Genomic DNA, 13,324 nt, shown 5'->3' on the forward strand with positions numbered 1-13,324 from the left:
TTACCGGTTTACCGGGCTCTATCAGGCGATCGTACGCTGGATTTCGATGATTTCGAAGACTTCGATAACATCGCCAACGCGCACATCGTTGTAGTTCTTAACGCCGATACCACACTCCATGCCGTTACGCACTTCGTTCGCATCGTCTTTGAAGCGGCGCAGGGATTCCAGCTCGCCTTCATAGATGACCACGTTGTCGCGCAGTACGCGGATTGGGTTGTGACGTTTGACCACGCCCTCGGTAACCATACAACCTGCGATGGCACCAAACTTCGGTGATTTGAACACATCGCGCACTTCGGCCAGGCCGAGGATCTGTTGTTTGAGTTCCGGAGAGAGCATGCCGCTCATCGCTGCTTTCACTTCGTCGATCAGATTGTAGATGACGGAGTAGTAACGCAGATCCAGGCTTTCCGCTTCGATAACGCGGCGGGCAGAAGCATCGGCACGCACGTTGAAGCCAACCAGAATGGCGTTAGAAGCCGCAGCAAGCGTTGCGTCAGTTTCGGTGATACCACCCACGCCGGAACCGATGATTTTAACTTTCACTTCATCGGTAGAGAGCTTCAGCAGGGAGTCGCTGATCGCTTCCACAGAACCCTGAACGTCCGCTTTCAGCACGATGTTCACTTCGGACACTTCGCCTTCGGTCATGTTGGCGAACATGTTTTCCAGTTTGGATTTCTGCTGGCGAGCCAGTTTCACTTCGCGGAATTTACCCTGACGGTACAAAGCAACTTCACGCGCTTTTTTCTCGTCACGAACAACGGTAACTTCATCACCCGCTACCGGCACGCCGGACAGGCCAAGGATCTCAACAGGGATAGAAGGACCGGCTTCGGCCACTTCACGACCCAGTTCATCACGCATCGCACGCACACGGCCATATTCAAAGCCGCACAGCACGATGTCGCCTTTGTTCAGCGAACCTTCGCGAACCAGAACGCTTGCTACCGGACCGCGACCTTTATCCAGGAAGGATTCGATAACCACGCCGCTTGCCATGCCTGTACGCATCGCTTTCAGCTCCAGAACTTCGGCCTGCAGCAGGATTGCGTCCAGCAGTTCGTCGATGCCGGTACCGGCTTTCGCTGACACGTGAATGAACTGGCTTTCGCCGCCCCACTCTTCCGGCATGATGCCGTACTGGGACAGCTCTTGCTTAACGCGATCCGGATCGGCTTCTGGCTTATCGATTTTGTTCACTGCAACCACTACCGGCACCTGCGCCGCTTTCGCGTGCTGGATTGCTTCGATAGTTTGCGGCATTACGCCATCGTCCGCTGCAACAACCAGAACCACGATATCCGTTGCCTGAGCGCCACGAGCACGCATAGAGGTAAAGGCTGCGTGGCCCGGGGTATCCAGGAAGGTGATCATGCCGTTGTCGGTTTCTACGTGGTATGCGCCGATGTGCTGGGTAATACCACCCGCTTCGCCGGACGCCACTTTAGTAGAACGGATGTAGTCAAGCAGAGAGGTTTTACCGTGGTCAACGTGACCCATGATGGTCACAACCGGCGCGCGGGACTCAGCCACTGCGTCGGTGTCACGGTCGCTCATCAGCGCTTCTTCCAGCTCGTTTTCACGACGCAGGATAACTTTGTGGCCCATCTCTTCGGCAACCAGCTGTGCGGTTTCCTGGTCGATGACCTGGTTAATGGTCGCCATAGCGCCCAGCTTCATCATCGCTTTGATGACCTGAGAACCTTTAACGGCCATTTTGTTAGCCAGTTCAGCAACGGTGACGGTTTCGCCAATGATAACGTCGCGGTTAACTGCCTGAGCAGGCTTGTTGAAGCCCTGTTGCAAAGCGCTAGGTTTACGTTTGCCTTTGCCGCCGCGAACCGCTGCACGCGCTTCTTCGCGGTCAGCCTTGGATTCGCCGTGCTTGCCGCCTTTCTTCTGGCGAGGCGCTTTGGTAGCAGTAGTACGAGCACGGGTACGGCCGGCTTCAACCTGGCGGTCGTTCTCATCTTCTGCCTGGCGCGCGTGTTCAGAAGTGGTTACGTGGTAATCAGTTTTGTCGTCTTCCACTTTCTCTTCTTCCGTCCAGACGCCGGCGTTAGCTTCAGCCATTTTACGGGCTTCTTCCGCTACACGACGGGCATCTTCTTCTAGTTTGCGACGGGCTTCTTCTTCCGCTTTGCGCTTAAGCTCAGCGGCTTCTGCTTCGCGGCGGGCTTTGTCGGCCTGGGCGCTTTTCGTCATATCGTCAGATTGTTGATTGCTCACTTTGTCTTTTTCCGCAGCTTCACGTTTCGCTTTATCAGCGGCTTCACGCTTAGCTTTTTCTTCAGCTTCACGCTTAGCTTTTTCTTGCGCCTGACGATTGGCAGCTTCCTGCGCCTCACGTTGGGCTTGCTCTTCCGCTTCACGCTGCGCCTGTTCTTCCGCTGCGAGACGTTCAGCCTCTTGCGGATCACGTTTCACAAAGGTGCGCTTCTTGCGGACTTCGATTTGTACCGATTTACTTTTCCCACCGGTACCTGGAATGTTTAAAGTACTGCGCGTTTTGCGCTGTAATGTCAACTTGTCTGGTGCTGAACCGTGTTCACGGTTCAGGTGCGCCAGCAGGGTTTGCTTCTCTTGCGCGGAAACAGAATCATCAGCAGACTTCGGGATCCCTGCGTCAGCAAATTGCTGTACCAGGCGGTCCACGGAGGTCTGAATCTCTGCGGCCAGCGCTTTTACGGTTACATCTGTCATGCTGTTCCTTCCTGCTACAGTTTATTACGCTTCGCCGCCAAACCAACAGATATTACGAGCTGCCATGATCAATTCACCGGCTTTCTCGTTGGTTAAACCTTCAATGTCTGTCAGATCATCGACGCCTTGCTCAGCCAGCTCTTCCAGCGAGCTCACACCGCGCGAGGCCAGCCTAAAGGCCAGCGTGCGGTCCATGCCTTCAAGGTTCAACAGATCCTCTTGAGGTTTGTTGTCGCCAAGGCTCTCTTCCTGAGCAAGCGCCAGAGTGGTGAGGGCGTTTTTAGCGCGATCGCGTAATGCTTCCACGGTGTCTTCATCAAGGCCGTCGACTTCCAACAGCTCTTTCATTGGCACGTAAGCCAGTTCTTCAAGCGTTGAGAAACCTTCTTCAACCAACACGGTGGCGAAATCCTCGTCAATATCGAGGTATTTGGTAAAGGTATCAATGGCTGCATGTGCTTCAGCCTGGTGCTTAGCCTGCAGATCGTCAACGGTCATCACGTTGAGCTCCCAGCCGCTTAGCTGTGCAGCCAGACGCACGTTTTGACCGTTACGGCCAATCGCCTGCGCCAGGTTGCCTGCCTCTACCGCGATATCCATCGTGTGTTTGTCTTCATCAACCACAATGGAAGCCACATCAGCAGGGGCCATCGCGTTGATAACGAACTGCGCTGGGTTGTCGTCCCACAGTACGATATCAATACGTTCGCCACCCAGCTCAGTGGAAACTGCCTGTACGCGCGCACCGCGCATACCGACGCAAGCGCCAACCGGATCGATACGTTTGTCATTGGTCTTCACGGCGATTTTCGCACGAGAACCCGGATCGCGGGCAGCGGCCTTAATTTCAATGACTTCTTCGCCGATTTCTGGCACTTCAATACGGAACAGTTCAATCAGCATTTCCGGTTTGGAACGGCTAACGAACAGCTGCGCGCCACGAGCTTCAGGGCGCACGGCATAAAGCACGCCGCGAATACGGTCGCCCGGACGGAAGTTTTCACGTGGCAGCATGTCTTCACGGATGATGACGGCTTCAGCGTTGCTACCCAAATCCAGGGAAATGTTGTCGCGGTTAACTTTTTTCACCACGCCGGTGATTATCTCACCTTCGTGCTCACGGAACTGATCCACAACCATCGCACGTTCAGCTTCACGAACCTTTTGCACGATGACTTGCTTAGCCGTTTGCGTTGTGATGCGGTCGAAGGTGACGGATTCAATCTGATCTTCAACGTATTCGCCTACGTTCAGTTCAGGGTCTTCGAACTGAGCAGCATCAAGGGTGATTTCACGCGTCGGCTGAGTCACTTCTTCAACGATGACCCAGCGGCGGAAAGTGTCAAAGTCACCGCTTTTACGATCGATGCTTACACGGACATCAATCTCTTGCTCATATTTTTTCTTCGTCGCTGTCGCCAGTGCACTTTCCAGAGCTTCAAAAATCTTCTCGCGCGGGAGGGATTTTTCGTTGGAAACTGCTTCTACAACAGCCAAAATTTCTTTGTTCATCCTGGGTTTTCACCTCAATCCAAACTATTAAAAGTGGGGTACCAGGTTCGCTTTCTGGATGTTGCTCAGTGCGAACACTTCGTCTTTACCTTCGACCGTGACCGTGATCATCTCACCCTCAACGGCTTTGATAATACCCTGCCATTTGCGACGGTTTTGCACGGCCATACGCAACACAATGCTCACTTCTTCGCCAGTATAGCGAACGTAATGTTGGCTAATAAACATTGGGCGGTCGAGGCCGGGTGAGGAAACTTCAAGGTTATAGGCCACAGTGATAGGATCTTCGACGTCTAACACTGCACTGACCTGGTGACTGACATCAGCGCAATCATCAACATTGATGCCGTCTTCACTATCAATATAGATGCGCAGCGTAGATTGGCGACCACGAATGAATTCGATACCCACCAGTTCGTAGCCCAGTGCTTCGACGGGTGCTGTAATCATCTCTGTTAATTTTTGCTCTAATGTGGACAAGCCCACCCCCAAGACATAAAAAAAGGGCATATAGCCCAGTTATTCTGAAGTCAGATAACAAAAAACCCCGATAAATCGGGGCTTTATATAACTGAACCCTGTATGCCGCAATTGCGGCCCGGACACCGTCCAGAGAATTTTTTTCTAAATTCTTCGCGAGGCACCGAATGGCTCACAGTATCTTTGAAAAAGAACTCTCAGGGAAAGTGGTTGCGGGGGCCGGATTTGAACCGACGACCTTCGGGTTATGAGCCCGACGAGCTACCAGGCTGCTCCACCCCGCGTCCGAAAACGTGGCAAATACTACGCCAGAATTGCAATAAATGCAAGAATTGCTGGGATTTGGTACCGAGGACGGGACTTGAACCCGTAAGCCCAATCGGGCACTACCACCTCAAGGTAGCGTGTCTACCAATTCCACCACCTCGGCACTTTGCGTACGGCTATCAATTCTGCCGTACAGAAGCTTACTGCTTATTACTGTGGGATATCGCTGGTCGGCCTGGTAGGCGCCGCTGGCGTTGTCTGCTCAGATTTCGCTGGCTGACTCAAATTATCCCACTCACTTCCTTTACTGGTTTTGTTGCTGTTGATATTGCCCAACACCAGACTGATGATGAAGAACAGCGTCGCCAGCACAGCGGTCATGCGGGTCATGAAGTTACCTGAACCACTTGAGCCGAATAAGGTTCCGGAGGCGCCTGCACCGAAGGAGGCTCCCATATCAGCGCCTTTACCTTGCTGCAGCATGATAAGACCTACAAGGCCCAGGGCTACAATAAGGAAAACTACCAAAAGAGCTTCGTACATAATCAACCTGTTCCTTGCGGGGTTACCGCATACCTTGAGCTTCAAACCAGTAAGCAGGCAAATTTTCGTTTACCCACTGAAGCGGGTGAGAATACTAACCAAAGCAGCAGTGGTGCGCAAGGGCAATTTCTTAACATCGCACCGATTGCAGAAAAAAAGAGCAATACGCCAATTTTTGCTTACAAAACAGGCGGCGGGCGCCGCCTTTTTGTGCAGTCCGGCTCCGTATGATTAAACAGATTTGACTGCATCCGCGATACGATTGGCATACTCCGTTACCAGAGCATTATCTTCGCCTTCCACCATCACTCGAATTAATGGCTCCGTACCGGATTTACGCAGCAGAACGCGCCCGCGATTACCCAGCGCTTCTTCCACTTCAGCGGTCGCTTTTTTCACGCTCTCATGTTCCAGCGGATCGCCACTGCCTGCTGTAAACCGCACGTTCACCAGAATTTGCGGGAAGAGTTTCATTCCGCTGCAAAGGTCGTGCAGGCTCATGTGGTTGCGAACCATAGCTGTTAGCACTTGCAAACCTGCGACGATACCGTCACCGGTAGTGGTTTTATCAAGCAGAATGATATGGCCGGAGTTTTCCGCGCCGATTCTCCAGCCCTTTTCCTGCAGCTTTTCCAGCACGTAGCGATCGCCCACTTTCGCACGGGCAAACGGGATACCAAGCTGTTTGAGCGCCAGCTCAAGGCCCATATTGCTCATCAGCGTGCCCACGGCGCCGCCGCGCAGCTGGCCCTGGCGCAGCCCTTCACGAGCGATAATGTAGAGGATCTGGTCGCCGTCTACTTTAAGGCCCTGGTTATCAACCATGATGACGCGATCGCCGTCGCCGTCAAATGCGATACCGAGGTCGGCCTTTTCCGCCAGCACCCTTTCCTGCAACATGCGAACGTCTGTTGCGCCGCATTTTTCATTGATGTTGACGCCGTCAGGCTCACAGCCAACGGCGATAACATTTGCGCCCAGCTCACGCAGCACGTTCGGCGCGATGTGGTAGGTTGCGCCGTTGGCGCAGTCCACAACAATTTTTAATCCGTTCAGGCTCAGTTCGTTCGGGAAAGTGCCTTTGCAAAATTCGATATAACGTCCGGCGGCATCAACGATGCGGCTGGCTTTACCCAGCTCGGCGGAATCTACGCAGGTGATCTCTTTTTCCATTTCCGCTTCAATGGCTTCTTCCACTTCGTCAGGCAGTTTGGTGCCGTCGATGGAGAAGAATTTAATCCCGTTATCGTAAAAAGGATTATGGGAAGCGGAGATAACGATGCCAGCTTCAGCGCGGAACGCACGCGTCAGATAAGCGACAGCAGGCGTCGGCATCGGGCCGGTAAAAGAGGCAGACAGCCCGGCCGCGGCCAGCCCGGCTTCGAGGGCGGATTCCAGCATATAGCCGGAAATGCGCGTGTCTTTCCCGATGATGATTTTACGCGATCCGTGACGTGCCAGAACTTTACCCGCCGCCCAGCCCAGCTTCAGAACGAAATCAGGCGTGACTGGACTATCGCCGACGCGTCCACGAATGCCATCGGTGCCAAAATATTTACGGTTACTCATAGCGTTTGTTTTCCTTCGCTGAAAGTGTGGCTTCAACCACGCGCATAGCTTCTACGGTTTCTTTCACGTCGTGCACCCGGATGATATGCGCCCCCTGCATTGCCGCAACGACAGCGCAAGCGAGACTGCCGCTCAGGCGCTGATCCGGTCCGACATTAAGCAGTTGGCCAACCATTGATTTACGCGACATTCCAACCAACAGCGGCAAGCCAAAGTGATGGAATTCTGAAAGTCGGGCAAGAAGTTGGTAATTATGGCTAAGATTTTTACCGAAACCGAAGCCCGGGTCGAGCAACAATTTTTCTTTTGCGATACCTGCCGCCTCGCAACGGGCAATGTGTTCAATAAAGAAGCGATTTACCTCTTCAAAAACATCTGTATAGCGCGGCGCCAGCTGCATATTTTTAGGGTTTCCCTGCATGTGCATCAGGCAAACCGGCAACCCCGTTTCGGCGGCGGCTTCCAGCGCGCCCGGTTCAGTCAGGGAACGAATATCGTTGATGATATGCGCCCCGACGCGTGCCGATTCGCGCATTACTTCGGGCCTGGACGTATCAACAGAGATCCATATTTCGAACCGCTGCGCAATCGCCTCAACGACTGGAATCACTCGCGCCAGCTCATCCTCCACGCTCACCTCAGCCGCTCCCGGACGCGTTGATTCACCGCCGATATCAATAATTGTCGCCCCGGCGTTAATCATCGCATTAGCGTGCTTTACCGCCTCAACCAGCGAGTTGTGCTTTCCCCCGTCGGAAAACGAATCCGGAGTAACGTTTAAAATGCCCATAACGTGAGGATGGGAGAGATCGAGCGCGCTGCCCTGGGCGGTGAGTTTCATCAAAATTCCTCTGAATCGGCTTTGTTTAAGACAAAAACAAAAACCCCGGGACCGGCCCGGGGTTTAGATTACTTACTGCAAAACACAGATCGGACTCGGCTTACTTATCGCCCAGCTGTTCTGACATGGTGTTACCAGGATTCGGCGTGCGCGGTTCATCGACCGGACGCGGTGCACGTGGTGTACCGTTGTTATCAGAATTGTTGCTGCCGTTATTCGACTCATCCCAACCCGCTGGCGGACGCACATCGCGGCGAGCCATCAGATCGTCAATCTGCGGCGCATCGATGGTTTCATACTTCATCAGTGCGTCCTTCATGGTGTGAAGGATATCCATGTTCTCATTCAGCAGCTGGCGAGCGCGAGCATAGTTACGCTCAATCAGCAGCTTCACTTCCTGATCGATGATACGCGCGGTCTCATCGGACATGTGTTTTGCTTTTGCTACGGAACGACCCAGGAATACTTCGCCCTCTTCTTCCGCATACAGCAGCGGACCAAGTTTTTCGGAGAAGCCCCACTGGGTGACCATATTGCGCGCCAGGTTAGTCGCGACTTTAATATCGTTAGACGCCCCGGTAGAAACATGCTCCGCGCCGTAGATGATCTCTTCCGCCAGACGACCGCCGTAAAGGGTTGAAATCTGGCTTTCCAGCTTCTGACGGCTGGCGCTGATTGCATCGCCCTCCGGCAGGAAGAAGGTTACGCCCAGCGCACGACCGCGTGGAATAATAGTTACTTTGTGCACCGGATCGTGTTCCGGCACCAGACGCCCGATAATGGCGTGGCCGGCTTCGTGATAGGCGGTGGATTCTTTCTGCGCTTCCGTCATCACCATGGAGCGACGTTCCGCACCCATCATGATTTTGTCTTTCGCTTTTTCGAATTCAACCATCGAGACCACGCGTTTGTTGCCGCGGGCAGCAAACAGGGCAGCTTCGTTCACGAGGTTTGCAAGATCCGCACCGGAGAAGCCTGGCGTACCGCGGGCAATGATTGCCGCATCGATATCGGGTGCCAGAGGCACACGGCGCATATGCACCTTCAGGATCTGCTCACGACCACGTACGTCTGGCAGACCGACCACAACCTGACGGTCGAAACGGCCTGGACGCAGCAATGCCGGGTCAAGTACGTCCGGACGGTTAGTCGCGGCGATAACGATGATACCTTCGTTGCCTTCGAAACCATCCATCTCAACCAGCATCTGGTTTAACGTCTGCTCGCGTTCATCGTGACCGCCGCCCAGGCCTGCGCCACGCTGACGGCCTACGGCATCGATTTCATCGATAAAGATGATGCACGGTGCGGCCTTCTTCGCCTGCTCGAACATGTCACGCACGCGGGATGCGCCAACGCCGACGAACATTTCAACGAAGTCAGAACCGGATATGGTAAAGAATGGCACTTTCGCTTCACCCGCGATGGCTTTCGCCAGCAGGGTTTTACCGGTACCCGGAGGGCCAACCATCAGCACGCCTTTCGGGATTTTGCCGCCCAGCTTCTGGAAACGGCTCGGCTCACGAAGGTACTCAACCAGCTCAGCCACCTCTTCTTTTGCTTCGTCACAGCCTGCAACGTCGGCAAAAGTGGTTTTGATTTGGTCTTCGGTGAGCATACGCGCCTTGCTCTTGCCGAACGACATGGCGCCTTTGCCACCGCCGCCCTGCATCTGGCGCATAAAGAAGATCCAGACCCCAATCAACAACAGCATCGGGAACCAGGAAATAAAGATAGAAGCCAGCAAGCTCGGCTCTTCAGGCGGCTCGCCTACCACTTTAACGTTCTTGGTCAGCAGATTATCAAGCAGCTTGGGATCGTTAACGGGGATGTAAGTCGTGTATCGGTTACTATCTTTCTTGGTAACGTTGATTTCACGTCCATTGATACGCGCTTCGCGAACCTGGTCCTGATTCACTTCAGACAGGAAAGTGGAATAATCCACCCTACGGCCGTTTGACTCGCTGGGCCCAAAGCTCTGGAACACAGACATCAGCACAACCGCGATGACCAGCCAGAGTATTAGGTTTTTCGCCATGTCACTCAAGGGATTAACCTCATATTACAACTGTGTTAACAAACAGCGTCAGGGTACTATACTTTGCGCCCGGTCGCTACAATGTACACTTCACGTGAGCGGGCACGAGAAGAGTCCGGTTTACGAACTTTCACCTTCGTAAACAGGGAGCGAATTTCTCGCAGGTATTCATCGAAACCTTCGCCTTGAAACACTTTCACTACAAAACTTCCGCCCGGCGCCAGAACGTCACGGCACATTTCCAGTGCCAGTTCTACCAGATACATAGCGCGAGGAATATCTACTGCCGGTGTCCCGCTCATGTTTGGTGCCATATCTGACATGACAACCTGAACTTTACTGTCACCAACACGATCCAGCAGGGCCTTGACGACTAATTCATCACGAAAATCGCCCTGAAGGAAATCCACACCAACGATAGGATCCATTGGTAAAAGATCGCAAGCGATGATTCGCCCTTGATTCCCGATCTCTGTCACAACGTACTGTGACCAGCCTCCGGGAGCAGCGCCAAGATCGACAACCGTCATACCTGGCTTAAAAAGTTTGTCACTTTGCTGTATTTCATCAAGTTTAAACCAGGCACGGGAACGCAACCCCTTTTTCTGCGCCTGAAGTACATATTTATCGCTAAAGTGTTCCTGCAGCCAGCGACTGGAGCTGGCAGAACGCTTTTTACCTGTCATCTCAAATTCCAACTTTGTTCATCGTGAGTGGCAGACTGTTAAAAATCAGCACAGCCGATTTGGCGATACACTGGAGATGGCGGTAGAATGAACCGTTTTCAATCCCAACGTAAGCAAATAATACGATGAATCTGAGTACTAAACAAAAACAGCACCTGAAAGGTCTTGCTCATCCACTCAAGCCGGTCGTCATGCTTGGCAATAATGGTTTGACCGAAGGGGTACTGGCCGAGATTGAACAAGCACTTGGGCACCATGAGTTAATCAAGGTCAAAGTCGCAACGGAAGATCGTGAGACAAAAACCCTGATAGTGGATGCCATCGTGCGGGAAACCGGCGCCTGTAATGTACAGGTCATCGGTAAAACGCTGGTGCTTTATCGCCCGTCTAAAGAGCGTAAAATTTCTCTGCCAAAGTAAGCGCAGAGGAGCAAAATGCCACGCTCTGTTAGCTGATAAAAGGCCGCTATGCGGCCTTTTTCCTTTCTTTACAATACGCCACGCCGGCAATCAGCTTAGCAGAAATTATAAATACTCCACCTTGACGATCTCGAACTCGACGTCGCCGCCCGGAGTACGGATCACCACAACGTCATCCTGCTCTTTCCCCACCAGACCGCGAGCGATAGGTGAATTAACAGAAATAAGATTCTGTTTAAAATCAGCCTCATCATCGCCCACAATGCGATAAGCCTGCTCTTCATCGTTCTCAAGATTCAGCACGGTCACCGTGGCACCAAAAATTACACGGCCATTGTTAGGCATTTTGGTGACGTCGATAACCTGGGCGTTAGATAGCTTGGCTTCGATATCCTGAATACGGCCTTCGCAGAAACCCTGCTGCTCGCGCGCCGCATGGTATTCAGCATTTTCTTTCAGGTCGCCATGCTCACGAGCATCGGCGATTGCGGCAATGATTTCCGGGCGGCGAACTGACTTCAGGAAGTCGAGTTCTTCGCGTAATCTTTCTGCGCCACGTAAGGTCATCGGAATAGGTTGCATTTGTTATACCTCTTAAAAACTGTCCTGTTCAGCACGGCCTTCAGTTGTGCTGACTTAAGAGCATAGCCAGAGCATTCGCCTGACAACAAATAAAAGAAAACTGACCCGGAGCAAAGCCCCAGGTCAGGAACGGTTTTCAATTTGATACGTATTTTACCCTGGAGTTCCACAAGGGTCATCGTTTACTTTGCACCGCGATGCACCGTAGTATGGCTGCACGTTTCCAGGCTGTTAACGCGAGATTATGCGATTTTTTAGATTTGTCATTGGATTGACCAGTGCAGTGGTATTGAACGTTCAGGCCGCCAACGTTGAAGAATACACCTCCCAGTTACCTGACGGGGCAAACCTGGCGCTGATGGTGCAGAAGGTGGGTGCTCAGGCTCCGACGATTGATTATCACAGTCAGCAAATGGCCCTGCCGGCCAGCACGCAGAAAGTGATCACTGCGCTGGCGGCGCTGCTGCAGCTTGGGCCAGATTTCCGCTTTACCACGACCCTTGAAAGCCATGCTCAGGTGAGCAACGGCGTGCTAAATGGCGACCTTGTGGCGCGATTTGGCGGCGATCCGACGCTAAAACGTCAGGATATTCGCAATATGGTCGCCGTGCTGAAAAAGTCCGGCATCCGGCAGATTCAGGGAAATGTGCTGATCGACACCTCCGTGTTTGCCAGCCACGATAAAGCGCCCGGCTGGCCATGGAATGACATGACCCAGTGCTTCAGCGCGCCGCCGGCGGCGGCCATCGTTGACCGAAATTGCTTCTCCATTTCACTCTACAGCGCCCCAAAACCTGACGACCTGGCATTTGTGCGTATCGCCTCTTATTACCCGGTGCTGATGAACAGCCAGGTGAGAACCCTCGCCAAAGGTTCGCCGGATGCGCAGTATTGCGAACTGGACGTCGTACCCGGCGATCTCAATCGTTTCACTTTGACGGGCTGTATGACGCAACGAGCGGATCCGCTGCCGCTGGCGTTTGCCATTCAGGACGGGGCCAGCTACGCAGGCGCAATCCTCAAGGCCGAGTTAAAAGAAGCAGGCATCACCTATAGCGGCACGCTGCTACGCCAGACGCTGGTGAAGACGCCGGGCACGGTTATCGCCCGTAAAGAATCTGCTCCCTTGCATGACCTGCTAAAAATCATGCTCAAAAAATCAGACAACATGATTGCCGATACCGTTTTCCGCACCATCGGCCATAATCGGTTTGGCGTGCCGGGCACATGGCGCGCTGGCGCAGACGCGGTGCGTCAGATCTTAAGCCAGAAAGCCGGTGTTAATTTAGGCAATACTATTCTGGTGGACGGTTCGGGATTATCCCGCCATAACTTAATTTCGCCGGCCACCATGATGCAGGTGCTGCAGTACATCGCGCAGAACGACACTCAGCTAAACTTCATCTCAATGCTGCCCTTAGCCGGTTACGATGGCTCGCTCCAGTATCGTGCTGGCCTCCATGCCGCAGGCGTGGATGGCAAAGTGTCCGCGAAAACAGGTTCCCTGCAGGGCGTCTATAACCTGGCCGGCTTCATCACCACAGCCAGCGGTCAGCGGATGGCCTTTGTGCAGTATTTATCCGGCTATGCCGTAGAGCCTGCCGATCAACGTAACCGTCGTATCCCGTTAGTGCGCTTCGAAAGCCGCCTCTATAAGGATATCTACCAGAATAACTGA

The 13,324-nt window shown here is 53.2% G+C and carries 11 protein-coding genes and 2 tRNA genes; 2 read left to right on the forward strand and 11 right to left on the reverse strand.

What is annotated here, in order from left to right:
* Positions 1 to 21: 21 nt before the first annotated feature.
* The 10 genes from infB to rlmE form a co-directional block, all read right to left on the reverse strand.
* The gene (gene infB, locus WLO31_RS17860; RefSeq protein ID WP_435927958.1) at positions 22 to 2,709 is read right to left on the reverse strand and encodes a translation initiation factor IF-2; all 2,688 of its coding nucleotides are present in this window, start codon (positions 2,707 to 2,709) and stop codon (positions 22 to 24) included.
* A 24-nt stretch (positions 2,710 to 2,733) separates the two neighbouring features.
* Positions 2,734 to 4,221 carry a transcription termination factor NusA gene (gene nusA, locus WLO31_RS17865; RefSeq protein ID WP_435927959.1) on the reverse strand — a complete coding sequence of 496 codons (1,488 nt, stop codon included), beginning with the start codon at positions 4,219 to 4,221 and terminating at the stop codon, positions 2,734 to 2,736.
* A gap of 27 nt (positions 4,222 to 4,248) precedes the next feature.
* On the reverse strand, positions 4,249 to 4,701 hold the full coding sequence (gene rimP, locus WLO31_RS17870; RefSeq protein ID WP_167610079.1) for a ribosome maturation factor RimP: 453 nt from the start codon (positions 4,699 to 4,701) through the stop codon (positions 4,249 to 4,251).
* A 207-nt stretch (positions 4,702 to 4,908) separates the two neighbouring features.
* A tRNA-Met gene (locus tag WLO31_RS17875) sits at positions 4,909 to 4,985 on the reverse strand.
* Between the two features lie 59 nt (positions 4,986 to 5,044).
* Positions 5,045 to 5,131 (reverse strand) — tRNA-Leu (locus WLO31_RS17880).
* Positions 5,132 to 5,178: 47 nt separating this feature from the next.
* Positions 5,179 to 5,511, reverse strand: coding sequence for a preprotein translocase subunit SecG (secG, locus tag WLO31_RS17885; protein WP_435927960.1), 333 nt, complete (start codon positions 5,509 to 5,511; stop codon positions 5,179 to 5,181).
* Positions 5,512 to 5,742: 231 nt separating this feature from the next.
* The gene (glmM, locus tag WLO31_RS17890) at positions 5,743 to 7,080 is read right to left on the reverse strand and encodes a phosphoglucosamine mutase (protein WP_435927961.1); all 1,338 of its coding nucleotides are present in this window, start codon (positions 7,078 to 7,080) and stop codon (positions 5,743 to 5,745) included.
* Complete coding sequence (gene folP, locus WLO31_RS17895; protein WP_435927962.1) at positions 7,073 to 7,921, reverse strand: dihydropteroate synthase; 849 nt, start codon at positions 7,919 to 7,921, stop codon at positions 7,073 to 7,075. Before folP ends, glmM begins: the two co-directional genes overlap by 8 nt.
* A gap of 100 nt (positions 7,922 to 8,021) precedes the next feature.
* Complete coding sequence (ftsH, locus tag WLO31_RS17900) at positions 8,022 to 9,959, reverse strand: ATP-dependent zinc metalloprotease FtsH (protein WP_435927963.1); 1,938 nt, start codon at positions 9,957 to 9,959, stop codon at positions 8,022 to 8,024.
* A gap of 56 nt (positions 9,960 to 10,015) precedes the next feature.
* The gene (rlmE, locus tag WLO31_RS17905) at positions 10,016 to 10,645 is read right to left on the reverse strand and encodes a 23S rRNA (uridine(2552)-2'-O)-methyltransferase RlmE (protein WP_271123860.1); all 630 of its coding nucleotides are present in this window, start codon (positions 10,643 to 10,645) and stop codon (positions 10,016 to 10,018) included.
* 125 nt (positions 10,646 to 10,770) lie between these two features.
* Between rlmE and yhbY the strand changes: the two genes are divergently transcribed.
* Positions 10,771 to 11,064: a ribosome assembly RNA-binding protein YhbY gene (gene yhbY, locus WLO31_RS17910; protein ID WP_167610064.1), complete on the forward strand. Its 294-nt coding sequence runs from the start codon at positions 10,771 to 10,773 to the stop codon at positions 11,062 to 11,064.
* A 105-nt stretch (positions 11,065 to 11,169) separates the two neighbouring features.
* On the opposite strand, the gene greA is transcribed toward yhbY, so the two are convergent.
* Positions 11,170 to 11,646 carry a transcription elongation factor GreA gene (gene greA / locus WLO31_RS17915; protein ID WP_167610061.1) on the reverse strand — a complete coding sequence of 159 codons (477 nt, stop codon included), beginning with the start codon at positions 11,644 to 11,646 and terminating at the stop codon, positions 11,170 to 11,172.
* A gap of 244 nt (positions 11,647 to 11,890) precedes the next feature.
* On the opposite strand from greA, the gene dacB reads away from it, so the two are divergent.
* The gene (gene dacB / locus WLO31_RS17920) at positions 11,891 to 13,324 is read left to right on the forward strand and encodes a serine-type D-Ala-D-Ala carboxypeptidase (protein ID WP_435927964.1); all 1,434 of its coding nucleotides are present in this window, start codon (positions 11,891 to 11,893) and stop codon (positions 13,322 to 13,324) included.

The sequence above is a fragment of the Dryocola sharpae genome (assembly GCF_051307055.1).
GTDB lineage: Bacteria > Pseudomonadota > Gammaproteobacteria > Enterobacterales > Enterobacteriaceae > Dryocola.

What these genes read in the sequence shown, in the direction of transcription:
- infB (WP_435927958.1), bottom strand. Translation starts at nt 2,709, where the DNA reads ATGACAGATGTAACCGTAAAAGCGCTGGCCGCAGAGATTCAGACCTCC.
- nusA (WP_435927959.1), bottom strand. Translation starts at nt 4,221, where the DNA reads ATGAACAAAGAAATTTTGGCTGTTGTAGAAGCAGTTTCCAACGAAAAA.
- secG (WP_435927960.1), bottom strand. Translation starts at nt 5,511, where the DNA reads ATGTACGAAGCTCTTTTGGTAGTTTTCCTTATTGTAGCCCTGGGCCTT.
- glmM (WP_435927961.1), bottom strand. Translation starts at nt 7,080, where the DNA reads ATGAGTAACCGTAAATATTTTGGCACCGATGGCATTCGTGGACGCGTC.
- folP (WP_435927962.1), bottom strand. Translation starts at nt 7,921, where the DNA reads ATGAAACTCACCGCCCAGGGCAGCGCGCTCGATCTCTCCCATCCTCAC.
- ftsH (WP_435927963.1), bottom strand. Translation starts at nt 9,959, where the DNA reads ATGGCGAAAAACCTAATACTCTGGCTGGTCATCGCGGTTGTGCTGATG.
- rlmE (WP_271123860.1), bottom strand. Translation starts at nt 10,645, where the DNA reads ATGACAGGTAAAAAGCGTTCTGCCAGCTCCAGTCGCTGGCTGCAGGAA.
- yhbY (WP_167610064.1), top strand. Translation starts at nt 10,771, where the DNA reads ATGAATCTGAGTACTAAACAAAAACAGCACCTGAAAGGTCTTGCTCAT.
- greA (WP_167610061.1), bottom strand. Translation starts at nt 11,646, where the DNA reads ATGCAACCTATTCCGATGACCTTACGTGGCGCAGAAAGATTACGCGAA.
- dacB (WP_435927964.1), top strand. Translation starts at nt 11,891, where the DNA reads ATGCGATTTTTTAGATTTGTCATTGGATTGACCAGTGCAGTGGTATTG.